Annotated in this window: 24 protein-coding genes; 9 read left to right on the plus strand and 15 right to left on the minus strand. The window is 32.8% G+C overall.

What is annotated here, in order from left to right:
- Positions 1-34 precede the first annotated feature (34 nt).
- Together fbaA and ACHRVX_RS10190 are read right to left on the minus strand one after the other, a co-directional pair.
- Positions 35-1,102 carry a class II fructose-bisphosphate aldolase gene (gene fbaA, locus ACHRVX_RS10185; RefSeq protein WP_395331832.1) on the minus strand — a complete coding sequence of 356 codons (1,068 nt, stop codon included), beginning with the start codon at positions 1,100-1,102 and terminating at the stop codon, positions 35-37.
- Between the two features lie 58 nt (positions 1,103-1,160).
- Positions 1,161-3,716 carry a BamA/TamA family outer membrane protein gene (locus ACHRVX_RS10190; RefSeq protein WP_395331834.1) on the minus strand — a complete coding sequence of 852 codons (2,556 nt, stop codon included), beginning with the start codon at positions 3,714-3,716 and terminating at the stop codon, positions 1,161-1,163.
- A 37-nt stretch (positions 3,717-3,753) separates the two neighbouring features.
- Between ACHRVX_RS10190 and ACHRVX_RS10195 the strand changes: the two genes are divergently transcribed.
- The gene (locus ACHRVX_RS10195) at positions 3,754-4,482 is read left to right on the plus strand and encodes an RNA methyltransferase (RefSeq protein WP_395331836.1); all 729 of its coding nucleotides are present in this window, start codon (positions 3,754-3,756) and stop codon (positions 4,480-4,482) included.
- Positions 4,483-4,491: 9 nt separating this feature from the next.
- Here the strand turns inward: ACHRVX_RS10195 and ACHRVX_RS10200 are convergent, their stop codons facing one another.
- The 4 genes from ACHRVX_RS10200 to ACHRVX_RS10215 all read right to left on the minus strand — a co-directional run bounded on the left by ACHRVX_RS10200 (position 4,492) and on the right by ACHRVX_RS10215 (position 7,349).
- Positions 4,492-5,202 (minus strand): porin family protein, encoded by a 711-nt coding sequence (locus ACHRVX_RS10200; protein WP_395331838.1) that lies wholly within the window; start codon positions 5,200-5,202, stop codon positions 4,492-4,494.
- Position 5,203: 1 nt separating this feature from the next.
- The gene (gene ubiE / locus ACHRVX_RS10205; RefSeq protein ID WP_395331840.1) at positions 5,204-5,935 is read right to left on the minus strand and encodes a bifunctional demethylmenaquinone methyltransferase/2-methoxy-6-polyprenyl-1,4-benzoquinol methylase UbiE; all 732 of its coding nucleotides are present in this window, start codon (positions 5,933-5,935) and stop codon (positions 5,204-5,206) included.
- Between the two features lie 574 nt (positions 5,936-6,509).
- Positions 6,510-6,992, minus strand: a complete 483-nt coding sequence (locus ACHRVX_RS10210; protein WP_395331842.1) for a dihydrofolate reductase — start codon at positions 6,990-6,992, stop codon at positions 6,510-6,512.
- A 12-nt stretch (positions 6,993-7,004) separates the two neighbouring features.
- Complete coding sequence (locus ACHRVX_RS10215; RefSeq protein ID WP_395331844.1) at positions 7,005-7,349, minus strand: 2TM domain-containing protein; 345 nt, start codon at positions 7,347-7,349, stop codon at positions 7,005-7,007.
- Positions 7,350-7,586: 237 nt separating this feature from the next.
- On the opposite strand from ACHRVX_RS10215, the gene ACHRVX_RS10220 reads away from it, so the two are divergent.
- Positions 7,587-7,883 (plus strand): isoamylase early set domain-containing protein, encoded by a 297-nt coding sequence (locus ACHRVX_RS10220; RefSeq protein WP_316635271.1) that lies wholly within the window; start codon positions 7,587-7,589, stop codon positions 7,881-7,883.
- 148 nt (positions 7,884-8,031) lie between these two features.
- Here ACHRVX_RS10220 and ACHRVX_RS10225 read toward each other — a convergent pair whose 3' ends face one another.
- The 4 genes from ACHRVX_RS10225 to ACHRVX_RS10240 form a co-directional block, all read right to left on the minus strand.
- Positions 8,032-8,883: a thymidylate synthase gene (locus tag ACHRVX_RS10225; RefSeq protein WP_395331846.1), complete on the minus strand. Its 852-nt coding sequence runs from the start codon at positions 8,881-8,883 to the stop codon at positions 8,032-8,034.
- Positions 8,884-8,961: 78 nt separating this feature from the next.
- On the minus strand, positions 8,962-9,585 hold the full coding sequence (locus ACHRVX_RS10230; RefSeq protein ID WP_395331848.1) for a bifunctional nuclease domain-containing protein: 624 nt from the start codon (positions 9,583-9,585) through the stop codon (positions 8,962-8,964).
- A gap of 163 nt (positions 9,586-9,748) precedes the next feature.
- Complete coding sequence (locus ACHRVX_RS10235; RefSeq protein WP_395331850.1) at positions 9,749-10,717, minus strand: electron transfer flavoprotein subunit alpha/FixB family protein; 969 nt, start codon at positions 10,715-10,717, stop codon at positions 9,749-9,751.
- 87 nt (positions 10,718-10,804) lie between these two features.
- Entirely contained in the window at positions 10,805-11,551 is a 747-nt protein-coding gene (locus ACHRVX_RS10240) for an electron transfer flavoprotein subunit beta/FixA family protein (protein ID WP_395331852.1), read from the minus strand.
- 490 nt (positions 11,552-12,041) lie between these two features.
- On the opposite strand from ACHRVX_RS10240, the gene ACHRVX_RS10245 reads away from it, so the two are divergent.
- The 5 genes from ACHRVX_RS10245 (at position 12,042) to ACHRVX_RS10265 (ending at position 19,751) form a co-directional block, all read left to right on the plus strand.
- The gene (locus ACHRVX_RS10245; RefSeq protein WP_072954767.1) at positions 12,042-13,019 is read left to right on the plus strand and encodes a pyruvate dehydrogenase complex E1 component subunit beta; all 978 of its coding nucleotides are present in this window, start codon (positions 12,042-12,044) and stop codon (positions 13,017-13,019) included.
- 70 nt (positions 13,020-13,089) lie between these two features.
- Complete coding sequence (locus ACHRVX_RS10250; protein WP_395331854.1) at positions 13,090-15,591, plus strand: DUF5686 family protein; 2,502 nt, start codon at positions 13,090-13,092, stop codon at positions 15,589-15,591.
- A 234-nt stretch (positions 15,592-15,825) separates the two neighbouring features.
- Positions 15,826-16,425 (plus strand): DNA-3-methyladenine glycosylase family protein, encoded by a 600-nt coding sequence (locus ACHRVX_RS10255; RefSeq protein ID WP_395331856.1) that lies wholly within the window; start codon positions 15,826-15,828, stop codon positions 16,423-16,425.
- A 132-nt stretch (positions 16,426-16,557) separates the two neighbouring features.
- Entirely contained in the window at positions 16,558-17,088 is a 531-nt protein-coding gene (locus ACHRVX_RS10260) for an inorganic diphosphatase (RefSeq protein WP_042566140.1), read from the plus strand.
- 113 nt (positions 17,089-17,201) lie between these two features.
- Positions 17,202-19,751: a sodium-translocating pyrophosphatase gene (locus ACHRVX_RS10265; protein WP_395331858.1), complete on the plus strand. Its 2,550-nt coding sequence runs from the start codon at positions 17,202-17,204 to the stop codon at positions 19,749-19,751.
- Positions 19,752-19,810: 59 nt separating this feature from the next.
- Here the strand turns inward: ACHRVX_RS10265 and ACHRVX_RS10270 are convergent, their stop codons facing one another.
- From ACHRVX_RS10270 to ACHRVX_RS10290, 5 genes are all read right to left on the minus strand, one after another.
- Positions 19,811-20,179: a type II toxin-antitoxin system HigA family antitoxin gene (locus ACHRVX_RS10270; protein ID WP_395331860.1), complete on the minus strand. Its 369-nt coding sequence runs from the start codon at positions 20,177-20,179 to the stop codon at positions 19,811-19,813.
- Position 20,180: 1 nt separating this feature from the next.
- Entirely contained in the window at positions 20,181-20,453 is a 273-nt protein-coding gene (locus ACHRVX_RS10275) for a type II toxin-antitoxin system HigB family toxin (protein ID WP_395331862.1), read from the minus strand.
- Between the two features lie 141 nt (positions 20,454-20,594).
- The gene (locus tag ACHRVX_RS10280; RefSeq protein ID WP_395331864.1) at positions 20,595-20,894 is read right to left on the minus strand and encodes a hypothetical protein; all 300 of its coding nucleotides are present in this window, start codon (positions 20,892-20,894) and stop codon (positions 20,595-20,597) included.
- Positions 20,895-20,975: 81 nt separating this feature from the next.
- Entirely contained in the window at positions 20,976-21,590 is a 615-nt protein-coding gene (locus tag ACHRVX_RS10285) for a deoxynucleoside kinase (protein WP_029271825.1), read from the minus strand.
- On the minus strand, positions 21,590-22,405 hold the full coding sequence (locus tag ACHRVX_RS10290; RefSeq protein ID WP_395331866.1) for a hypothetical protein: 816 nt from the start codon (positions 22,403-22,405) through the stop codon (positions 21,590-21,592). Before ACHRVX_RS10290 ends, ACHRVX_RS10285 begins: the two co-directional genes overlap by 1 nt.
- 222 nt (positions 22,406-22,627) lie before the next feature.
- Here ACHRVX_RS10290 and ACHRVX_RS10295 point away from each other — a divergent pair, with 222 nt between their 5' ends.
- Positions 22,628-23,530 (plus strand): GLPGLI family protein, encoded by a 903-nt coding sequence (locus ACHRVX_RS10295; RefSeq protein WP_395331868.1) that lies wholly within the window; start codon positions 22,628-22,630, stop codon positions 23,528-23,530.
- Positions 23,531-23,631: 101 nt separating this feature from the next.
- Entirely contained in the window at positions 23,632-26,319 is a 2,688-nt protein-coding gene (locus ACHRVX_RS10300) for a carboxypeptidase-like regulatory domain-containing protein (protein ID WP_395331870.1), read from the plus strand.
- The last annotated feature ends 42 nt before the right edge of the window (positions 26,320-26,361 follow it).

Genomic DNA, 26,361 nt, shown 5'->3' on the forward strand with positions numbered 1-26,361 from the left:
GTGGAACTTGAAACCTGAAACTTTAAACTTTTACTTATAGTGTATTCACATTGTTCAAGTCTGCAAAAGCTTGTTCAAGTCTTGTGTTGAATGTCACTTCACTTTCACGTACCCATTTTCTTGGGTCATAATATTTTTTGTTAGGAACCTCAGAACCTTCAGGGTTACCAATTTGTGTTTTTAAATAGTCAATGTTTTTAACCATATAATCACGAATTCCTTCCGTATATGCAAATTGTAAATCGGTATCAATGTTCATTTTGATAACTCCGTAGCTAATTCCTTCTCTGATTTCTTCAAGTGTAGAACCTGAACCTCCGTGAAAAACGAAATCTACTGGGTTAGGACCAGTTTTGAATTTGTTTTGAACGAAATCCTGAGAATTTTTTAAGATTTTTGGAGTCAATTTTACGTTTCCTGGTTTGTAAACACCGTGAACGTTTCCAAAAGCTGCTGCAATTGTAAATTTAGGGCTTATTTTAGATAATTCTTCATAAGCATACGCAACTTCTTCTGGTTGAGTATATAATTTTGAGCTATCAACATCAGAGTTGTCAACACCATCTTCTTCACCACCTGTAATACCAAGTTCGATCTCTAATGTCATTCCCATTTTGCTCATTCTGGCTAAATATTCTTTACAGATCTCGATGTTTTCTTCGATTGGCTCCTCAGACAAATCGATCATGTGAGAACTGAATAATGGTTTTCCTGTTTCTGCAAAATGTTTTTCAGAAGCATCTAATAAACCATCAATCCAAGGCAATAATTTTTTTGCACAGTGGTCAGTATGTAAAATTACAGTTGCACCGTAAGCTTCTGCCAAGGTATGAATGTGTAGTGCTCCCGCAATTCCTCCAGCGATAGCTGATTTTTCGTTAGCATTAGATAATCCTTTTCCAGCGTTGAATTGAGCTCCTCCGTTAGAAAATTGAATGATAACCGGTGCATTTAGTTTTGCTGCAGTTTCAAGAACTCCGTTGATTGTGCTTGAACCAGTAACATTTACTGCTGGTAAAGCAAAACCTTTTTCTTTCGCATAATTAAAAATCTCCTGTACTTGATCTCCTGTAGCTACTCCCGGTTTGATATTGTGTGCCATTGTAATTTTTTTTAGTTGTTTTTAGTTTTTAGGTTGCAAAAATAAGAATTAATTAGCATTAGAAAGGATAATTTATTCCAAAATTTAAAACCGAGTGCCCAAAATTGTATTCTTTGAACCATCGATCTCCCTTCTCATGTGCTGGATTATAAGTCTTAAACCCTAAATCTAACCGAATAACAAAAAAGCTTAAATCGTAACGTAAACCAAATCCTGAACCTAAAGCAATTTCAGCTAAATCGTTTAAGTTGTTGAATTTTGCCTTATCGTCAATTACATTATCCATCACATTCCAGATATTTCCGGCGTCTGCAAAGATCGCTCCTTTGACATCGCCAAAAACTTTAAATCTAAATTCGGCACTCATTGCAATCTTCATATTTGCCTCATTAAAATCATTTACGGCGTTCGTACTTCCGGGACCTAAAGCATAAGGCTGCCATGCACGGTTGTCATTTGAACCTCCGGAATAATAACTTCGTGAAAACGGAATATAATTTGAATTCCCAAATGGAATCGCTATTCCAAAAAAGCTTCTTACTGCCAATACCTGCTCTTTTCCAAAGTCCCAGTGTTTGATATAATCAAATTCGGTTTTGATATATTCTGAATATTCTAAATTGAATATGTCATAGTTTCCATTAGAATTTTTAGGAAGATTTCCTATGCTTGAAATAGCTGAAAGTAAAGTACCTGCAGATTCAATTTTAGTTTTAAACTGATAAAAAGTATTATCGGCAAGATCTTTTTTTGTTGTTTTGGTAAACGTGTAACTTGTCGCTAAGATAAAGTCATTTTCAGTCAAACGAACCCTTCTTTCCTCGATGCTTTCTACATCTTTATATTCGGCTCTGTCAGGCGTTAAAGCAGTTTGTCCGTTCAATACTTCTTTAGTAAAATCAGTAGTTCCCTTTGTAATAATTAAATTGCCATTAGTATCAAGATTAGTAGCATCTGTATTATACGTTTCTGCAATATTGTTTAATTCATTATAAGATGAAGTATAAACTCTAAAATAATTACCCGGATTTAAATTACGTACAAATTGAGCATTAAGCAATTCAAGTTTTGCCGTATTGTTTCGTTTAGGCGACCAGTTGTAAGCAATTCCTCCTGTAAAATTTTCCTTATCTAAACCAATATTCCTTTGTTTGGAGAAACCTCCAGCAATACTTGTAGAGGGAATCATCCTTTTCGGAATAATTTTTTCAGTTCCAAAAGGCAGTAGAATCCTCGGGAAATTCAGTTTTAAATCTACACCGTATTCTGAAACATTAAAGAAATTATTATTAGGATTCGCCATATCTTTCGACGATCCAATGTTTAAACGAGTAGAAATCTCAAGAGTTTCGGCTCTGTTAAACACGTTTCGGATAGTTTCAGAAATACTTGCGCCAATTCCAAAATCCTGAATATTTGAGTGTGTGACATCAAAAGAAGCTCCAAAACTATATTTTTTTCTTGGAGTCAGGTAAACGTTTGCAATTAACGATTGTGCTGTTGAGTCGCGCTTATCAACTTCATATTGAATAGAAGGATAATTAAAGATCTTTAAATTGTTTAAGTATCTTGACGAAAGCGTTGTTCTGGTGTCAGAAAAAGTACTTCCTTTATTTATGAAAATAGCATCGGTAATAGCGCGAGGCTTATATTTTAGTTTTTTATAGCTGTATAAGTTGAAGTTGTTGTAAGTTGTACTATCGTTTACTTTAGTTTTTGAATTTGCAGGAGAATAGTCTGTATAAATATTAACGTCGCTGATTTTATACAATTTAAAAGGTTCGGTTCTGCTTGAATCTCTTTCCTGAATATTGTTATTGTTAATAATCAGCGTTACATCGGCTTTGTTTTTTTTGCCAATTGTATCAATGTCAAAAGTAACATAAGTAGGCTGGAAAAAGTAAGCACCGTGATTTCTGAAATAAGTAGTAAGACGATTTTTTTCCTCTTCAAAATCAGCAGTTTTATATTGTTTGCCGGATTTTAAAAACGAAGGTTCATTATTAGTTCTATACAATGAATCCAGCGCAGGAGTCTTGATATTAGTTTTAATAGTGTCTAAAGTATATGCTGGACCAGTAGTGATAAGATAATTTATTTTAGCTTTTTTTGTGGCAACGCTATCAATACTATAATCTGTTGCAACATTAAAATAACCATTATTAAAATAATAGAATTTTAAACGTAACAGAGATTTTTTTGTTTTTGCAGTATCGATAATTACAGGAGGTTCCCCCGTATTTTTTAAAAATTCGTTAAGGCCTTTATTTAAAAAAGATTGCCCAAGTCTGTCTACTTGTTTTGCTGACAATAATTTAGACTGGCGTTCATAAAGTCCGGGATGATTCTTAAATTTAGCCTGATAAGTAGAGTCAGGATTTAAATTGGCTAAATTGTATAAATTTAAGCGTAAACGATATCCCAGTAATGTTCCATTTGGTTTTTGGTACATCTGGTTTGAGGCAATTTCATCATTGGTTGCCTTGCCATTTACAAGAATAGTGTTTTTTACAAGAAGGTTTTTTCCATCGGGAACTCTTTTTACAGCATTACAACCGCAAATAAATGTTGCTATTAGAATAAATGCTGTTATTTTTGTGGAATTCTTTTTCAAGTGTTTTTAAATATTTAATTCAAAAGTACATTATTTTATGGTTAGTAAAAACCAAATAAAACTTATCTCAGGTTTACATCAAAAAAAGCAACGTTTTGCAAATCAATTATTTTTTGCCGAAGGAGTAAAAGTAATTCAAGAATTGTTATTATCCAATTTTGAATTAGAGCATTTATACACGACTCAAAATGATTTTGAAGAAGTTCAATCTTCAAAACGTACTATGATTTATGAGCAGGACCTTAAAAAAATAAGTGCATTATCAACTCCAAATTCATGTTTGGCGGTTTTTAAAATCCCAACCGAAAATAAAATAATAAATTCAGGTTTGATCTTGGCTTTAGACGACATTCGTGATCCCGGAAATTTAGGCACTATTTTGCGTCTTTGTGACTGGTTTGGTATCAAGCAAATTATTTGTTCAAAAGAAACCGTCGATATTTATAATCCAAAAGTAGTTCAGGCAACAATGGGTTCTATTGCGAGAGTAAATGTGAATTATGTTGATTTGAAAACATTTATTGCAGAAACGAGTCTTCCTGTTTTTGGAACTTTTATGGATGGCGAGAATGTTTATCAATCAAGTCTGCCTCAAAACGGCATCATTATTATGGGTAATGAAGCCAATGGGATTTCAGAAGAGATTGAAAAAACGGTTACCAGCCGACTCACAATTCCAAGATTTGGAGAGCTTCAAAAAACCGAAAGTTTAAATGTAGCTACCGCAACTGCAATTATTCTTAGTGAATTTAAACGAAATAGTTAAGAATTTGTTTTAATGAAAAGTAAAATTAATTAAAATCGCTCTTGATTTCATAGAGTCAATATTTCCGGTCCATGGACTTGGGCCGTTTGCAGGATTATCACGAATTAATTCATCAGTAATACCAAACATACCTCTAATAGAAGGAGAGAAAATAAAGTATTCAGAGAAAAGATCTATTCCAAAACCAAGCTCATAAGCAGCAGTCCATTGTTTAACCCTGAATTTGCCTTCAAAATTGTCGTCTTTTGATTTAGAATTGCTCGATAAATTTAATGTAGTAGACATTCCTCCAACTAAATAAGGACGAATGTTTCCGGTACGTAAAGCTGAGAATTTTAATAAAAGAGGAAAGTGGATATAGGTACTGTTTACTTCTCTGAAATAATCTTTTTCTAAAGGTAAATTCGGATAATATAAATCACGTTTTGTATAGTATAAACCTGGCTCAAAACGTAAATTAATATATTCCTGCAATCTTAAATCTGCTACAACACCAACGTTAAAACCCGTAGTTTTTTTTACCTGAATATCCGGAGCAGGATTTTTATAGTCAAATTTAAAATCGAAACTATTAAATCCTAAGTAATACCCAAAATACAGGCGTTGTTTTTGCCAGTTTTCAAGATTTATAATGGGATCTTTACTAAACATGCTTTTAGCAAATTGAGAATATCCTTGTGTCGTTAAGACTAATAAAAGTAAGACTACAGTTTTTTTCATACTATTTTTTAGATGCAGAATAAATGGTTGCAACCCCAAAAGTTTGAGGCATAGCTACAACATCTATAAACCCAATTTTTCTCAAAATATTGTTCAGAGCTTCTCCATATGGAAAAACAGCAGCAGATTCAGACAAATATCCGTAAGCAGAATTGTCTTTAGAAAACAATTTTCCAATGATTGGAAGTATGTTTTTGCTGTAAAATTTATATCCTTGTTTATAAGGTGTTTTGTCAGGAACCGAAGTTTCTAAGATTACAAAAACACCATTTGGTTTTAAAACTCTCAAAATTTCAGCAAAACCTTTCTCCAGATTTTCGAAATTTCTAACGCCAAAACCAACAGTAATAGCATCAAAATAATTATCCTCAAAAGGTATGTTTTCAGAATCGCCCAAAACCATATCAATCACATTCGACAATTTTTTGTCTTCAATTTTCTTTTTTCCAACTTCCAGCATTCCTGCAGAAATATCCAGACCAATTATTTTCTCGGCATTTGTTTGCGTCATTAATATGGCTAAATCACCAGTTCCAGTTGCAATATCAAGAATGATTTTTGGTTTTTTATCCGAAACTATTTTTAATACTTTTTTTCGCCATTTAATATCAATTCCAAATGAAATGACACGGTTTAAATTGTCGTAGTTCCCAGAGATGTTATCAAACATTTGGGCAACCTGCTCTTTTTTACCTAAAGAAGAGTCTTTATATGGAGTTATTTTTTCAGACATTTTTTTTATTTACGCAAATATAATACAATCTGACTTAACTGTAATTGAGTTTTTTAATTTGTAAAATCAAATATTTGAGATCAAAGCCCGTAATAGGCTTTTGTTATTTAATTTTTGGCTATCCCTAAAACAGGGTATTTTTAAAAAATCCCTAAAACACGGTATTGTGCACTGCAGATTTTATACCCAACTTTGCTTCAGTTAAAAGATAAAATTTTAATGATTGATAGTAAATAAATGACTTGAATCAGATGAATGCTTTTTTTGCACTGGTAATTCATTTGTTCTTGTAAGTAGTTTTGAAAGTGTTGTTCTTGGGGTCAATACTCTTTTTAAAGTGCGAAGTACGTTCTTAGGATTAAATTTGTTTTTGGAAATTTTAATTTTCTTGCCTTTAATATCTTAGTGGTATTTGTTATTAAAGGCACTTTTGAGACCAGTTCTCAATATATTAAATGTTTATTATTTCAGATGTTTTAATATCTGTAATTTTTGTTACCAAAACTATTACTCGAATGAGTCAGATCTAAAAATCAATCGTTTTAAAAAACATCCTCCACAAGAGGGTGTTTTTTTATTTTTTAATGTATGTTTCGTAAGTATAATCATAAAGATGTTTTTCATCTTTAAAATTCTCTTCACTTTCTACCAGTTGCCATTCGTCATTATTGATTTCAGGAAAAAAAGCATCTGCTTCAAAAGTATGGTGAACTTTTGTAATTTCTATAATGTCTGTATAAGGTAAAGCCAGATTATAAATTTCACCTCCGCCTATAATATAGGAATCCTCATTTTGAGGACATACGGTAATTGCTTTTTCAATGCTTTCTACAACAATACAACCTTCAGGATTATAATCTTTTTGACGTGTTATAACAACATGAACCCTATTTGGAAGTGGTTTTGGGAAGCTTTCAAAAGTTTTTCTTCCCATAATAATATGATGGTTTGTAGTAAGCGATTTGAATCTTTTAAAATCATTAGGCAAATGCCAGACTAATTCATTGTTTTTTCCAAGTGCGTTATTTTCGGCAACAGCCGCTATCATTATAATCATGGTATTATAAAGCTAAATTTTATTTTCGGAATCCTCATTTATTCGGGATTCTAATTGAGTAATTCTTTTTTGCTGTAACCCCACAAGACGGTCAATTTGTTCTCTTTCCCACTTTTTATTCATGAATCGATCTGTGATGTAGACCTTTATAAAATGCATGATAAAAATAAAAAACCATATTGTAATCCCCCAAATACACCAGTTTTGATCTGTGTTAGCACCAAAACCAAAAAATCTGTTAGCAATGAATATAAATAAACTTCCTAGTAGAAAAAGAACAAAATGAAAATACAGGATCTTTTTTTGTCTAAGTCTTCTTCTGGCGTATTCGTATTGTTCGTGCACTTCTTTTTCCATAAGATATAAATGAGGTCATAAAGTTAAAATTTATTTTGTAACCACCCTATTTAGATTGTAGAATATTTCTGCTAAAATGAGCGGTGAGTTTGAAATTCAAAATTTAATATGGGTTTAATTATAGATAAAGCGAAAAAAATATTGGGTTTTTGATATTATCATAAATCGGTTGTGAAGGTATCAAAAGTTCGTGCGAATTTGTTTAATTTAGTATAAAAATCTAAATATTAAATAGTTATGTCTTTAAAGAAGCAATTTATTAAAACGAAGCCGGTGTGTAAAGTAACATTTTCAATAGATGCTAAAGATGCAAGTTCGGCAGCGGTTGTTGGTGATTTTAACAACTGGAATGTTGAAGAGGGAACTTTGAGTAAGTTGAAAAACGGAACTTTTAAAGCAACTTATGATTTAGTTAAAGATGCAATTTACGAGTTCAAATACGTAATTGACGGTAGTTATGTTAACGATCCCGAAGCAGATTCATATAAATGGAATGATTATGCCGGAAGTGAAAATAGTGTATTAGTAGTATAATTTAAACACGAATTTCCCGAATTTTCAAAAATTTTAACTGTTAAATTAGTTTGCGTAATTAATTTCACGAGCGAAGTAGTGGCAATTTGTGAAATTCGTGTTTGTTTTTATAGTTATGTCAAGACAGCTTTACAAATAATAATTTTATTTATACGGCAACACTTCCTTTTATACCAGCGTGTGGTTCATAATCTAAAAGTGTAAAGTCATTAAAGTCAAAATCAAAAATATTTTTAATTTCAGGATTCAAAATCATTTTTGGTAATGGTTTAGGATCGCGGGTTAACTGCAACTCTAATTGTTCAAAATGATTATTGTAGATATGTGCATCGCCAAAAGTGTGAATAAATTCACCATATTCTAAATCGCAAACTTGAGCAACCATCATGGTTAACAATGCATAAGAAGCAATATTAAAAGGCACTCCTAAAAATATATCAGCACTTCGCTGATACAACTGACAAGATAATTTTCCTTTTGTTTCGCCTTTTTCAAGATCAGGACTTGATACATAAAACTGAAAAAATGCGTGGCAAGGAGGTAAAGCAGCTTTATTATTGGCTACATTTTCTTCAAATGATTTTTTAGTATCTGGTAAAACCGAAGGATTCCACGCTGAAACCAACATTCTGCGGCTGTTTGGATTTGTTTTTAGTTCCGTAATCAATTCAGAGATCTGATCAATTTCTTCGCTATTCCAATTGCGCCATTGGTGCCCGTAAACAGGACCTAAATCGCCATTAGAATCTGCCCATGCATCCCAGATTTTCACTCCGTTTTCCTGAAGGTATTTTATATTCGTATCACCTTTTAAAAACCAAAGCAATTCGTAAATGATTGATTTTAAATGTAATTTTTTAGTTGTGACCATTGGGAAACCTTCACTTAAATCAAAACGCATCTGGTAACCAAAAACACTTTTAGTTCCCGTTCCTGTTCTGTCTCCTTTTTGACAACCGTTTTCTAAAACGTGTTGTACTAAATCTAGGTATTGCTTCATGATTTGGTTTATTCGGTTATTCGTTATTTGTTTTAATCGGTTAAACGAATAAACAAATTCACGATTAACAATAAGAATTTATCTTTTTGAGATTTCGTCTCTGATTTTTGCTGCTTTTTCATAATCTTCCTGAGAAACTGCCTGATCTAAAAGTTCATTTAGTTCCTGTAAACTATGTTTTGCATAAACATCTCCGGATTGATTGCTTTCTTCTTCATGTCCAAAAGTTTCAGGATTAGAAAGCACATCATCAATTTCCTGAGAACCCTGATCCGCTTCTGCAGTATTTGATTTTAAATAAATACCGGCTTTGTCCAGGATATTTTTATAAGTAAAAATTGGAGCATTGAAACGTAATGCCAATGCAATTGCATCAGAAGTTCTTGCATCGATAATTTCTTCGATTTTGTCTCTTTCACAGATCAAACTGGAATAAAAAACGCCATCAACCAATTTGTGAATAATCACTTGTTTAACGACAATGTCAAATCTTTCAGCGAAGTTTTTGAATAAATCATGCGTTAATGGGCGAGGAGGTTTGATTTCTTTTTCTAAAGCAATAGCAATCGATTGGGCTTCAAAAGCGCCAATAACTATTGGTAATTTTCTTTCGCCATCAACTTCGTTCAAAATTAAGGCATAAGCGCCATTTTGAGTTTGACTGTATGAAATTCCTTTTATAGATAATTTTACTAGACTCATATATGTGGGTAAAAAGGGCAATTAATGCCTCATTTTAATACTTTTATTGATTGAAAAATAAAGGTGCAATTTTAATCAAAAAATATGGAACAAAAAAGCTACCTAAAACAAAGATACGATTATCTTGTTTTTAGGCAGCTATATTTTTATAGAGAATTTTAAATTAAGAATGCTGTGCTTTAAAAGCTTTTAATTTCTCTGTTAATTCTGGAATAATTGTAAATGCATCTCCAACAATACCATAATCAGCCACTTTAAAGAAAGGAGCTTCAGGATCGCTATTGATTACTACTTTTACTTTTGATGAGTTGATACCAGCAATATGTTGGATAGCTCCGGAAATCCCGATAGCGATATACAAGTTAGTAGCAACAGGTTTTCCTGTTTGTCCAACGTGTTCGCTGTGAGGTCTCCATCCTAAATCTGAAACTGGTTTAGAACAAGCAGTTGCAGCGCCTAAAACAGCAGCAAGATCTTCAACTAATCCCCAGTTTTCAGGACCTTTTAATCCACGTCCGCCAGAAACTACGATATCAGCATCAGCAATAGAAACTTTTCCACTTACTTTTTCTACAGATTCTACTTTTACTCCAAAGTCATTGTCTCCAATTGTTGGATTAAAATCTTCTTCAGTCGCAGATCCTGCACTTTCGAAAATTCCATAAGAGTTTTTAGCCAATCCAAGAACTTTTACATCTGTACTGATTTCTGTAATATTGAAAGCTTTATTTGAAAAAGCATTTCTTTTTACCTGAAAAGGTGAAGTGCTAACCGGTAATCCAACAACATTTGATGCGAAACCAGCATTTAATGCTACTGCAACTAAAGATGAAAGATAAATACTGTCTGTAGTTGAAGAGAGTAAAACTACTTTTGTTCCTTCTTTTTCTGCGGCTTGTTTGATAACATCGGCATAAGCCTTAGCTGTAAAACCGGCTAATTTATCATTAGTTACTTTTAATACTTTATCAACTCCGTATTTACCTAATTCGCTAACGTCACTTGTGTTTATCGTTAAAGCAGTTACGGTTGTTCCTAAAGATTCTGCTACTTTTTTAGCGTAAGAAGCTAATTCAAAAGCAACTTTTTTAAATTTTCCTTCTGCAGATTCTGCATATATTAATATTGACATGATTTTTTTGTTTAAAGGTTATTAGTTTCAGGTTTCAGGTTTCAAGTTTTAAACTGAAGTCTGAAAACTGCGACTGAAAACTGTTTACTAGATTACTTTCGCTTCGTTGTGTAATAAATTGATTAACTCATCTAAATTATCAGGAGAAATTAATTTCACTGCTGATTTTGGAGCTGGTTTTTCAAATTTCACTGCTTTTGTATTTACAGGAGCGTCAACAGGCTCAAGAATCGTAAGTGCTTTAGTTCTTGCAGTCATAATTCCTCTCATGTTTGGGATACGAAGGTCTTTTTCTTCAACAAGACCTTTTTGTCCACCTATGATTAAAGGCAAAGTAGTACTTACAGTTTCTTTCCCGCCATCAATTTCACGAACCGCTTTTACGTTGTTTCCATCAACAGTAACACTTGTACAAGAGTTTAAGAAGTTAGAACCTAAAATTCCTGCGATCATTCCGGGAACCATTCCACCATTATAGTCTAATGATTCTTTTCCTGCGATTACTAAATCATAACCACCATTTTTAATTACTTCAGCCAATTGTTTTGCAACAAAAAACCCATCAGTAGGAGTCGCATTTATACGAATTGCTTCGTTTGCACCAATTGCCAATGCTTTACGCAAAGTAGGTTCAGTATCAGGTCCGCCCACATTTACTACAGTTACAGTAGCGCCTTGTTGCTCCTGAAACCAAATGGCACGTGTTAAACCAAACTCGTCATTAGGGTTAATTACATATTGAACACCATTGGTATCGAATTCTGAGTCACCATTGGAGAAGTTGATTTTTGAAGTAGTATCAGGCACGTGGCTGATGCAAACTAATATTTTCATAAGTATATATTTTATAGTTCTAAAAATTCATTGTCACAAATTTAGAATATTATTTGGAATAATTATACTATGCATGCATAATATTTTTAAAAACTATTACGATTTCGAAGATTATGAAATTAATAGCTGTTATTACTATAACGTGAAAGATATAATTTATGCATTTCTATTGATTCTTAGCAATTTCGCAAAGTACCAGGTTCAAACAACTGTTAAAGACAGCTTGCTTTATACTGCTTTTTGAATTGTTGCGTTTTTAGGGAATAATTTTATGAAAACACTATTGAACAAAAACAGATGATATTGTTTGAAAGTATTTATGAACGAAATAACTGCAATTATATCGATTTCGTAAATGTCATAATAATTTTTAAAAAGTTAAAAGCGCACGAGCAGAAGAAGATCGTGTGATTTTAAATTCAATTTATGCTTTTAAGTTATTTAAAATAATTATTTTTGCTCTTCAGAAAATTCAACATACAATATAAATATGAGAACAATACAATTTAGAGAGGCCATTTGCGAAGCGATGAGCGAAGAAATGCGTCACGATGAATCCATATATTTAATGGGCGAAGAAGTTGCAGAATATAACGGAGCATACAAAGCTTCAAAAGGAATGCTTGCTGAGTTTGGCGAAAAAAGAGTAATCGATACTCCAATTGCTGAGCTTGGATTTACAGGAATTGCAGTAGGATCAGCTATGAACGGTTGTCGTCCTATTGTGGAGTATATGACATTCAACTTCTGTTTAGTAGGTATTGATCAAATTATAAATAACGCTGCTAAAATGCGTCAAATGACTGGAGGACAGTTTAATGTGCCTATCGTTTTTCGTGGACCAACTGCTTCGGCAGGTCAATTAGGAGCTACTCACTCACAAGCTTTAGAAAACTGGTTTGCTAATACTCCGGGTCTTAAAGTTGTTGTGCCTTCAACTCCTTATGATGCAAAAGGACTTTTAAAATCTGCAATTCGTGATAATGATCCTGTAATTTTTATGGAATCAGAGCAAATGTATGGTGACAAAGGTGAAGTGCCGGATGGAGAATACACAATTCCGTTAGGAGTTGCTGATATTAAACGTGAAGGAACTGATGTAACGATTGTGTCTTTTGGTAAAATTATCAAAGAAGCTTTTATTGCTGCTGATGAATTAGCTAAAGAAGGAATTTCTTGTGAGATTATTGACTTAAGAACAGTTCGTCCTATGGATAAAGATGCTATTCTTAAATCTGTTAAAAAAACAAACCGTTTAGTAATTTTAGAAGAAGCCTGGCCATTTGCAAGTATTTCATCTGAAATTACCTATATCGTTCAGGAACAAGCTTTTGATTTTCTTGATGCGCCAATTCAACGTATTACAACTGCAGATACTCCTGCGCCGTACTCTCCAGTATTATTAAAAGACTGGTTGCCAAATGCAGGTGATGTAGTAAAAGCAGTTAAAAAAGTGTTATACAAATAATACACATTTAAAATACTCACAAAACTTCATCATTCATAGTTAATCGATGAAGTTTTTTTTTGCCCAGCCAATGAAAAGAATAATTTTACTCAGCCTGTTTTTTGTATTCGCATTTGCGGCTATTGCTACTGCACAAACGAAAGTGAGTGGAATTGTTTTGGATAAATCGAATCAGCCTGTTCCTTTTGCCAATGTTGTTTTTAAAGGTTCAAACACAGGAATAGTTTCTAATGAAGACGGTAGGTTTTACTTAGAATCTCCAACAACATATACCGCTTTATTAATTACTTCAGCAGGATTTTCAGATAGGGAAGTAACCTTGGAAAAAGCGGTGAATTATGATTTCAAAATAGTTTTAAGCGAAGCTGAAACATTAAACGAAGTTGTAATTTTTACCGGAAAAACTTCTAAAAAAAATAATCCGGCATTAGATATATTGAGAAAAATTTGGGAACGTAAACGTAAAAACGGTTTGTACCAGTTCAATCAGTATCAAATGCAAAAGTACGAGAAAGTGGAGTTTGATATGAACACAATCGACAGTGCTTTTATGAAAAACAAACTCTTTAAAGGAATGGAGTTTGTGTTTCAACACGTTGATACGTCAGATATTACAGGAAAAACGTATTTGCCGATTTTTATCAACGAATCTTTATATGATGTTTACGGAGATAATAAATTAAAGAAAACAAAAGAAAATATTACCGGAAGTAAAACCTCTGGTTTCAACGGAAATCAACAGATTTTATCATTTGTAAAAGATCTTTATTCAGATTATAATATTTACGACAATCACCTTAAATTTTTTGACAAGAGTTTTACAAGCCCGCTTTCAAAAACCGGAATTGACGTTTATAATTATGTATTGAAAGACAGTGCTTACATTGACAAAAAATGGTGTTATAATATTGTATTTTATCCAAGACGTAAAAACGAATTGACTTTTAAAGGAGATTTTTGGGTAAATGATACCACTTTTGCCATCAAAAAAATTAATATGGCAGTTACTAAAAGTGCTAATATTAACTGGGTAAAAGATATTTATATCGAGCAGGAATTTGAAGTAGAAAACGATTCGGTTTTTCTATTGACCCGCGATTATATGATGTCTGATTTTGCTTTGAATAAAAAAGAAAAATCAAAAGGAGTTTACGGAAAAAGAACCACCTTATATAAAGGTCATAAATTCAACATTCAAAAACCCGAAAGTTTTTATAAACAGGAAGTCAATTATATAGACAACGCCGTTTATGACCGACCGGATGAATTCTGGGAAGAAAACCGTTTTGAAAAATTAAATAAAGACGAACAAGGTATTTATAAAATGCTTGACACCTTACAAACTGTCAAGCGATTTAAACAGCTTTACAGTTTAGTTTCTATTTTAGGAAGTGGTTATGTCGAGTTTAAAAACTTTGATTTCGGACCTATATTTTCCACTTTTGGTTACAATGAAGTCGAAGGTTTACGAATCCGTGCAGGAGGAAGAACCTATTTTGGACCAAATGATCCTTGGCGTATTCAGGCTTATACCGCATATGGCTTTGATGATAATAAATTTAAATATGGAGTTTCCGGAAAATGGATGGTCGATAAAAAAAATCGGGTTATTATTTCCGGTGGAAACAGGCGTGATATTGAACAAATTGGTGCCAGTTTAACCACAACAAACGATATTTTAGGACGAAGTTTTGCTTCTTCGGCATTGTTTACAACGGGAAGTAACGGAAAATTAACTAATATTAATTTAACCAACGTTTCGGTTGAAATGGAACCGATAAAGAACTTTGTTGTTCAGGCAGGTGTTTCGTACCGAACGTTAGAATCGGCTTCGCCAACTTTTAGTCTAGATTATTATACCACTTTGCCAACTGCTGCAAATCCTGCAGGAGTTATTGCAAGTACCGTAAAACAATCAGAAGCAAACATTCAGTTTGAATTTATGCCAAATCGTAAAACAATTGGTTTTGGTGTAGAAAGAGATTTAGTAGATAGTCCGTTCAGTCATTTCTTTGTGAATTTTAGTTATGGACTTAAGGGAGTTATGGATAGTGATTTTGCCTACGAAAAAATACAGCTATTCTACAAACAGCCTATAATTATTGGACCATTAGGAAGATCGAATATAATTCTTGAAACCGGAAAAACTTTCGGAACAATCCCACTAGGATTAATGAGTGTGATTCCTGGAAACCAGACTTATTTTACCATTGAAAATACGTTTAGTAACTTGAATTTCTACGAGTTTATTACAGATCAATACACGACTTTACAATGGAATCATGATTTTGGCGGACGATTATTCTCCAGAATTCCATTCATGAGAAAATTAAACTGGAGAGAATTTGTGGGAGTGAAAGGAGTTTACGGAACTATTTCAAACGCAAACAGAGCCATAAATGCATCAGACCAGCCGTATAATGCACCAGAAAATGTATACTGGGAATATAATGCCGGAATAGGGAATATCTTTAAAGTATTCCGTATTGATTTCTCCTGGAGAGGAAGTTATCTAAACGCTCCTGATGCTAATAAATTTGCAGTAAAAGGATCTTTCGGATTCTATTTTTAAAACACAAGACTAAAAATAATCTCGCAAAGACGCCAAGTCGCAAAGTTTAATTTCTTGCTGCTTGGCGTTTTTTATTGATTAAAATTATTTCACGCAGATTTTGCAGATTTAGGCAGATCAATAAAATAGATTGAAAAATAAATCTGCTCTATCTGCAAAATCTGCGTGAAAAAAAACTTGGCGACTTTGTGACATTCTTTTTTATTTAATTTTGAATAGACTTAAAATCACGTCATGCAAGAAGCTATCGATTTTTTATCTGCTAAAAATCCCATATTTCAGGATATTATAGAAAAGTACGGATTACCGCAAATTCCAAAACGTCCTCAGGGTTTTGAAACTTTGGTACTATTGATACTAGAGCAGCAAGTCTCTATAGATTCGGCGAAAGCCACATTTTTAAAGATCAAAGCATATACAACCTGTAATCCTGAAACAATGTCGGTTTTATCAGACGAACAATTTCGTGCTTTAGGAGTAAGCCGGCAAAAAACAAAATATATTAAAATTTTGGCGGAAGCCATTTTAAACAAAGATTTAGATATTGAAAGTCTGGCCACAAAATCTGCAAAACAAGTCAGGGAAGAACTCATCAAATTAAAAGGAATAGGAAACTGGACAATTGATATTTACCTGATGTTCTGTCTTCAGGAACCGGATTTGATTCCGTTAGGAGATATTGCAGTTATAAATACGATCAAAGAATTGCTCAATATTCACGACAAATTAGAAATGGAAATTCATGCCCAACAATGGAGTCCGTATCGATCTTATGCAACATATTTACTGTGGCATTATTACCTAAATAAACGAAATCGTAAGATTACATATTAAGTAGCTGTTTATTAAAAGGAAAGTATATTAATTAATGAATAAAGTATGTGGATTAATGTCGTTTTTTTATTGTAAAAAAGGATTCTTTAGTTACTTTTGCAATCGAAATTATAGAAATAATAAAAAACGAAAATGACCGCAGACAAACTAACAACTTTCGATGTATTAATCGAAATACCAAGAGGAAGCAGAAATAAATACGAGTACGATTTTGAAATTAAAAGAATGCGTTTTGACAGAATGTTATTCTCTTCAATGATGTATCCTGCAGATTACGGATTTATTCCGGAAACTTTAGCACTTGACGGAGATCCTCTTGATGTATTGGTTTTAGTAAATGAACCAACTTTTCCAGGATGTGTAATGGAAGTAAAACCAATTGGTGTTTTCCACATGGCAGATGATAAAGGACCGGATGAGAAAATTATCTGTGTACCGGTTTCTGATCCAATCTGGAATTCATTAAATGATCTTTCAGATATGAATCCTCACTTAGTAAAAGAAATAGAACATTTCTTTCAGGTTTACAAAGATCTTGAAAACAAAAAAGTAGATGTTGAAGGTTGGGGAGACGTAAACGAAGCTTTTGCAATTATTGCAGAGTGTACAAAACGTTTTAACGATATTGAAAACAAACCGGAGGGATTATTTAGTATTAAATAATTTTAACCCTGTTCTATTATAAAAAAAGCAATATTCCGTCAGGAGTATTGCTTTTTTGTTTAAATTCGTTTTAGTTAGTTTGTTGAATATTAACCAATAACCATTATAATATTATGAACGAATTTATGATTTACCTGCCAATTGTCATGGCAATTATAGGATTGCTTTTCATGGGAATAAAAAGGACTTGGGTTTTAAAACAAGATGCCGGCGATGGCAAGATGAAAGAAATTTCAGATTACATTTATGAAGGCGCTTTAGCATTTTTAAAGGCCGAATATCGACTACTCACTTTTTTTGTAATTGGTGCAAGTTTAGTTTTAGCCGGAATTTCTTTTATTGTTCCTACTACACATATATTAATAGTGGTGGCATTTATTTTTGGGGCATTCTTCTCGGCTTTAGCCGGAAATATGGGAATGAAAATAGCCACTAAAACAAATGTCAGAACTACTCAGGCAGCACGTACAAGTTTGCCACAAGCTTTAAAAGTTTCTTTTGGGGGCGGAACCGTAATGGGATTAGGCGTTGCAGGTTTAGCAGTTTTAGGATTAACAGGATTCTTTATTATTTTCTTCCAGATATTCATGCATGGAGTCTGGACTTCATCTGAAGATATGACTAAGGTTTTAGAAACTTTAGCAGGGTTTTCTCTTGGTGCAGAATCAATTGCTTTATTTGCGAGAGTTGGTGGCGGAATTTACACAAAAGCAGCTGATGTTGGTGCGGATTTAGTGGGTAAAATTGAGGCAGGAATTCCAGAAGATGACCCTCGTAATCCCGCAACAATTGCAGATAACGTAGGAGACAATGTTGGTGATGTTGCGGGAATGGGAGCTGATTTATTCGGTTCGTATGTGGCAACAGTTTTAGCTGCAATGGTTTTAGGAAATTACGTGATCAAAGATATGGGCGGAAACATTCAGGATGTTTTTGGCGGAATTGGTCCAATTTTATTACCAATGGCAATTGCCGGTTTCGGAATTTTATTTTCGATTATCGGAACCACATTGGTAAAAATATCTGATGATAATGCAAAAGAAGCACAAGTACAAAAAGCATTAAATATAGGAAACTGGGTTTCAATTGTTTTAACTGCAATTGCGTGTTACTTTTTAGTGCAGTATATGTTGCCGGAAACCATGCAAATGAGCTTTTTTGGCGAAGGTTCTAAAGATATTTCCTCAATGCGTGTTTTCTACGCTACTATAGTTGGTTTAATAGTGGGCGGAGCAATTTCATCAGTAACAGAATATTATACAGGATTAGGTACAAAACCAGTTATGGCAATTGTACAAAAATCATCTACAGGAGCAGGAACAAATGTTATTGCAGGTTTGGCAACGGGAATGATTTCTACGTTTCCAACCGTAATTTTGTTTGCAGCAGCAATCTGGATTTCATACGCATTAGCAGGATTTTACGGAGTAGCTTTGGCAGCATCTGCAATGATGGCTACAACGGCAATGCAATTAGCAATTGATGCTTTTGGACCAATTTCTGACAACGCCGGAGGAATTGCCGAAATGAGCGAATTACCAAAAGAAGTGCGTACCAGAACAGATATTTTAGATTCAGTTGGAAATACTACTGCAGCAACCGGAAAAGGTTTTGCAATTGCATCTGCAGCATTAACTTCATTGGCATTATTTGCAGCTTATGTAACTTTTACAGGAATTGACGGAATCAATATTTTTAAAGCACCAGTTTTGGCCATGTTATTTGTGGGCGGAATGATTCCGGTAGTATTCTCGGCTTTAGCCATGAATTCTGTTGGAAAAGCAGCGATGGATATGGTTTACGAAGTACGTCGTCAGTTTAAGGAAATTCCGGGAATTATGGAAGGAACCGGAAAACCGGAATACGGAAAATGTGTTGAAATTTCGACAAAAGCCGCTTTACGCGAAATGATGTTGCCTGGAATTCTAACAATTGGTTTCCCAATTGCCATTGTACTTTTAGGAAAATTAGTTTACGGAAGCAACAACCAATTAATTGCAGAAATGTTAGGCGGATATATGGCAGGAGTTACAGTTTCTGGAGTACTTTGGGCAGTTTTCCAAAACAACGCCGGAGGAGCCTGGGACAATGCTAAAAAATCATTTGAAGCAGGAGTTTTAATCAATGGTGAAATGACGTACAAAGGTTCTGATGCGCATAAAGCAGCGGTAACAGGAGATACAGTGGGAGATCCGTTTAAAGATACTTCAGGACCATCTATGAATATTTTAATTAAATTAACTTGTTTGATTGGTTTAGTAATTGCGCCTATTTTAGGTGAAGGTCATTCATCTTCAATAATAGCAGGAAAGGATTCCTGTTGTACTAAAACCGAAATGCATGCTGCCGGAGTCTCTAAATGTGGTGATTTATCCGGAATGACAAAAGAAGAATGTATCAGAATGTGCAAAGAAAAAGGTTGTACTGCCGAAGAAACTGCAAAATGTTTAGCGCATTATGATGCAAAAGGAAAATATGCAAACCAAAGAACAGATTGTTTTGATACAAGTAAATACGAGAAAAACCGCGTTGAGGTAAATTTATCTACAACAAACGGCGTTAAAGTTGGAACCGTAACTAAAACTGAAAATGGAAAAACTACTACAGAAGTTTATGAAGGTACAGAAGCTGATGTAAAATCAAAAATCGAAGCAGCGAAATAAAGGAATAGGTTTGTAAAAGTTAAAACCAAAAATGCCTCTAAAATTTTTAGAGGCATTTTTTATGCATTTAATTTATATTCCTTAATTAAAGTTGAGGCTGGAATATGTAGCTTTTCGTTTAAAACTCTAATTTGAGTAATAGTTAAAGCTCTTTTACGTTTAAAAATTTCAGATACTCTTGAACGGCTATTCAGTATTACACCTAAATCAGCATCTGTCAATCCATTTTGTTCCATCATAAATTTGATAGCTTCAATAGGATCAGGTTCCGGAATTGGATAATGTATTTGCTCATACTTTTCAATGAGTGTCACTAAAATATCTAATTCATCAGCCTCATTTGTATTAGGTTGAGCATCAAAAAGAATATTTACTCTTTCTAGCGCTAAATCATAATCCTTTTCGGTTTTTATAGGTCTTATTTCCATATTACAAATTTTTAATATCTTTTAAATTGTCATATTCAGCATGAGTTCCTACAAACAATATATAAACAATCTGTGTGTCGTAATTTATTTTTACAATTAATCGATAGTGGTTTCCGCAAATATTAAAGATTACTTTATTATTACCCACAAAATCAGCATAACTAAAAAATGTTTTTACGGAATTTGAATTGTCAAAATTGTTTTTATCAAAAATCTGATACCAAGATAATAATTGTTGCTTTGAATTTGGAAATCGCTCCCAAAATTTCTGCAAGGTCCTTTTAGCTATTATTCTTATAATGATTACTGCAAATGTAGTAATTTTTTCCCAATTTGGGAATTATTTTTAATAATCAATAAAAGTAAGAAATTAATTATAAAAAATACTTTTACAACATAAAAAATATTTAAAAAATTATCCCTTCATGGCTCCCATTGCGCTGCGCATTCCCATACCGTACAATAAAATGCCTGCAAAGAAAAGAGCAAGTAACAGAGCGATGATTAAATTAATCAACGCTATGATCCATGTTTTTTTAATTTTTGTTTTTATACTTATATACAATACATAACATTGAATGAGAAAATAAACAAATAATGGTATCCAAAACAACATTTCAAATTCTCGATTGTCAGTTATAAAAATGGCTATAGATACTGCAATAATACAGGAGACAAGACTGATTACAAATATTCTGGTTTTAGTTATAGACATAAATAATACGGTTTAAAATAAAAAATCCCGACAGAATCAGGATTTGAGTTATATGGTTTTTACGAATTAAGGATTTGTTTTCTAAAACAATCCATTTAATTCAGCATCAATTCTATTAATGATGTTTCCTAAATCTTCAGGATTATCTACAAAATTGATATTATCAACATCAATAATTAATAATTTTCCTTTAGTATAAGTCTGAACCCAGGCTTCGTATCTTTCGTTCAGACGGCTTAAATAATCGATAGAAATAGAGTTTTCATATTCGCGTCCGCGTTTGTGAATTTGCCCGACAAGATTAGGAATCGAACTTCTCAAATAAATCAATAAATCAGGAGCTTTAACCAATGATTCCATTAATTCAAAAAGAGAAGTATAATTTTCAAAATCACGGCTCGTCATTAATCCCATTGAATATAAATTGGGAGCAAAAATATAAGCATCTTCATAAATCGTTCGATCCTGAATAATTTTTTTACCGCTTTCACGAATCTGTAATACCTGACGAAAACGGCTGTTCAGGAAATAAATCTGCAAATTAAACGACCAACGTTCCATTTGATGGTAAAAATCATCTAAATAGGGATTATCAACGACATCTTCATAATGAGGTTCCCATTTAAAATGTTTGGCTAATAATTTAGTCAGAGTTGTTTTTCCAGCTCCTATATTTCCTGCTATTGCTATGTGCATTACGGTGTTACGATTTTATAATTTGTTATTTCTTTGGCTGTAAAAATAGATAAAATTTGGTCTTTGTAGCAGAATTTATCAAACGATTTTTCTAAAATTTCAATTTGTGAAAATGCATTTGAATTTGTACTTGTAATGTCTTTAAAATACAACAAATTAGCTTTGCTGAAAAGATATTGATGATTGTTAATTATTTCGATGGAATCAAAATCAGAAACCTTTCCCAAAGCAGTTGTTTTTCCGAAAATATCACAGGAAAACCAGTTGTTTTTTTTATCAATCCAATAAAAAGTATTAAAATCTGTTTGGTAATATTTTATGGATTCTATTAAAGGCGTAGAAACCGTTTTATACTCATTTTTTAAATAATCAAAAAGACTAATTTGTTGGTTTAGTGCGTTGTAAATCCAGAGTTGGTTTTGTGTTGACATTCCAATTGCCGAAACTACAATGGGAGTATTGTTTAAGGAAAAATTAATTTCGGTGATTTTATTCAGTTGATTGTCTAATAAAACTACAGTATTAAAATCCTCGTAAAACAAAACTATTTTAAGCGGATTTTGTAAATCGACTTTAGTAATATTTCCTAATGAGACATTTTTATATTCAAAAATCTCTTTTCCTTTCATTTTACTAAAAACATTGTTTTTTATCTGATAAGAAAATCCAAAAGAATCATAACCTAAAAATTCATCAGCGTCAAGTGTAAAATGAGAAACGGAAGGCGCTGTTATTCTTTGACTTTGTGAAAATACAGCCGAAAAAGAGCAGCAAATAAATAAAAAATATAAAAAAAAAGAGGCCGTTTTACTCATTAGAATTGGGTTTCTGAAGAGCCAAATTACAAAAAACTAAAGTAGTAATCACGAAATGCGGGAGATTTAGTCTTTAATCTATTTATATACTAATAGTCTAAGTAATAGTCGATTTTGTCTATATCTTATAGGTATTGATATATTTAACTTTCGGGATTTTAAAATAAACGATACATTTGAGTATAAGTTTTATTGGATTAACTCAATTTTAAAGAAAACGTGATGAAAAAAATAATCTATTATATGTCCTTAATGCTTGTGTTTACTCAAATGCAGGCACAAAAAGACTTTCAGGGAATGGCTGTTTACGAAACCAAAACCCAAGCGCCTAAATTTGAAGGCATGAAAGGAAATCGGGATATTACGCCGGAAATGCAGAAAAATATCGAGGAGAGAATGAAAAAAATGCTTGAAAAAACGTTTATCCTGAATTTTGATAAATCGGCTTCAGTATATAAAGAAGAAGAAAAACTGGAAACTCCCGGACAACAAGGAGGGGGAATGCGTGTTATGATGAACTCGTTTATGGGCGGTGGCGGAACTTTTTATAAAGATGTAAAAACAAAATCCTATACAGTTGATAAAGAATTTATGGGAAAAGAATTTCTTGTGATAGATTCTTTGCCAAAATTAAACTGGAAAATGGAATCTGAAACCAAACAAATTGGCGGTTATACCTGTTATAAAGCAACGGCAGTAAAAGAGGCAAGTAAAACTGATTTTAGAAACTTCAGGCCTAAAAATAATGACGATAAAAAACCAGAAGAGAAAAAAGAGGATGTAAAGAAAACGTCTGGAGAAACGAAAACCAACTTTGAGGATAATTTTGAAATGCCAAAAGAAGTAACAATTACAGCGTGGTATTCGCCAGAGATTCCGGTCAATCAGGGACCTGAAAATTATTGGGGATTACCAGGTTTAATTTTAGAAGTTAATGATGGAAGAACCACTATTTTATGTTCAAAAATTGTTTTGAATGCAAAAGAGAAAGTCGAGATAAAACCATCTAAAAAAGGAAAAGTAGTTTCGCAAAAAGAGTATGATGACACGGTAATTAAAAAAATGGAAGAATTTAGAGAAATGAATCGTGGTCGCGCAGGAGGACCGCCAATGATGGGAAGATAAGAATTCATAAAATTCCAATTTTTTAAATTCCAAATTCCAAATTTCAATTGCTTCGCCTGTGGCTATCGCTAGCCTCGGGTTTAAATTTCAATCTTTTTAAAATGAACAAAATATTTTGTTTCACAGCCTTTTTATTGACTTTTGTTTCCTTTTCTCAAAGTATTCGTTTTGATGGTTTTATTCAGGACGATCAAAAAAATCCATTGGAAATGGCTAATGTTATGGCGGTTAACAATACAACAAAAGCAATGGATTCATACGGAATCACGAATGATAAAGGGAAATTTCAGTTAACCTTAAAACCAAATACTTCTTACTCGATCAAAGTAAGTTATCTGGGCATGAAATCGAAAGAAATTACGGTTGCTACACAAACTGCAAATATGGTTCAGAACATTGTTATGGATGATGCCGGAATTGAACTCGAAGGCGTTGAGATTGTTCGTGAAATGCCTGTTTCTATAAAAGGCGATACGATTGTCTATAATGCCGATTCATTTAAATCCGGAACAGAAAAAAAACTCGAAGATATCCTGAAGAAATTACCGGGCGTTGAGGTAAATGCAGACGGAGAAATTGAGGTTGAAGGAAAAAAAGTGAGTAAATTAATGGTTGAAGGAAAAGATTTTTTTGATGGAGATACAAAACTCGGCGTTAAAAACATTCCTGCCGATGCAATTGATAAAATTCAGGTTTTAAGAAATTATAATGAAATTGGTGCACTAAAAGGTCTGGAAAACGATCAGGATAATGTGGCGATGAATATTAAACTTAAAGATGGTAAAAAGAACTTTTGGTTTGGAGATGTAACCGCCGGAACCGGAGTTGGAGAATTGGACAGCCGCTATATTATTAACCCGAAATTATTTTATTACAGTCCAAAATACAGTATTAACTTAATTACCAATTTTAATAATATTGGAGAATTACCTCTAACGGCTCAGGATTATTTTAAGTTCACGGGAGGATTTAAAAATATGATGAAAAAAGGCGGAAGTAATTTTAATGTTTCAACAAATGATTTAGGAATTTCGATTTTAAGAAATAATCGGGCTAAGGAAATTGAAACAAAATTTGGTGCGACAAACTTTGCTTATTCGGTTACTAAAAAATGGAATATTAGTGGTTTTGGAATATTATCTACTTCAAAAACAGATCTGGAAACAAAATCCCAAACTACAATTTTAGATTCCGGTGATCAACAAAAAAGAGAGGAAGAAACGCATCAAAAAAATAATCTGGGACTTTTTAAATTAAGTTCGACTTATAAACCAAATGACAAATTTCAGTTTGATTATGACATCTTAACAAAATTGTCCAAACAAAATGAAGATACAGAATTGTTGCGTGAATCGGTTGTGAGTAATATGTCGGTTTTAGAAACAATTTTGACCAATAAAAAACAAGATCCAACATCCATAAATCAAAACCTGAGTTTGTATTATACCCAAAGTGACAAGAATATTTTTGCTTTTGAAATGCAGCATTTGTATCAGGATGAAAATCCATTTTACAATGCCAATTTGCGTACGCAACCTTTTAGTCTGGCAGGTTATACTTCAGGACAGGAAAGAAATGACCTGAATCAGGACCGATTTGTAAAAACGAATAAGTTAGATGCCAAACTGGATTACTATTATATGGTAACGCCAAAAAGTAACATCAATATCACGCTTGGAAATACCTATTCATACCAGGATTTTAATTCTCATATTTTTCAAATGTTAGATAATGGAGATAAAAATGATCTGAATAGTCCCGAAAACAACAACAACGTCAATTATAATTTTAATGATGTATTTCTGGGATTTCATTACAAAATATTATCAGGGAAATTTACCTTAACTCCCGGTGTCAGTGTGCATTCTTACACGATGAAAAACACACAATTAGGAACGGATTATTCGCAGAATTTCACAAAAGTATTACCTGATTTTTTTGCTTTATATCAAATCAAAAAGGCTGAAACGTTGACTTATAATTTTTCGTTGTCAAATGATTTTACAGATATTAATCAATTGGCGGCTGGATATGTTTTATCAGATTACAGCAGTTTGTTCCGCGGAAATCGTTTGCTTGAAAATGCAACTTCGCAAGTACATTCGCTTCGTTATTTTAAATACAATATGTTCAATTTTGAGAACATTTTTGCCAATGCAACCTACACTAAAAAAGTTGACGCAATTAAAACCAAAGCAGATTTTGAAGGAATTAACCAATCTTCATCGCCTTATAATTCAAATCTGGCAGATGAAACTTTTACCGGAATGGGAAATTATGGACGTTCTTTTTTAAAGAATTATAAAGCTTCTGTCAATGCGACTTTTAATTGGTCAAAATTCAACAATATTCAAAATGAAGTATTAGCAACCACAGAAAGTTTTAGTCAGAGTTATACCGTAAAAGCTTCAACAAATTATAAAGGATTACCCAATATTGAGTTTGGTTATAATGCGTTGATTAATAAATATAGCGGTTCAACTTATTATACAGATAAACCTTTTGCAAGATTAGATTACTATTTTCTGGACAGCTTTTCGTTTGTTTCAGAATATGAGTTTTACCATTATTACAATGGCAATAAAACGGTCAATAACGAATATGATTTTTTAAGCGCCAGTTTAATTTATCAAAAAAAGGACAGTAAATGGGAATACAAAATAGCGGCTACAAACTTACTAAATACAAAATATCTTAATGATGACAGTTTTTCGCAGTTTTCTACAAGAGTTTCTCAGTATACCGTGCAGCCGCGTTACATCATGTTTTCGATGAAATATAACTTATAGTATCTATTAAGTATCTATTTTGAGTTTTAAGAGACTTGGTAT

Source organism: Flavobacterium sp. FlaQc-47 (assembly GCF_044006475.1).
Taxonomy (GTDB): Bacteria; Bacteroidota; Bacteroidia; order Flavobacteriales; family Flavobacteriaceae; genus Flavobacterium.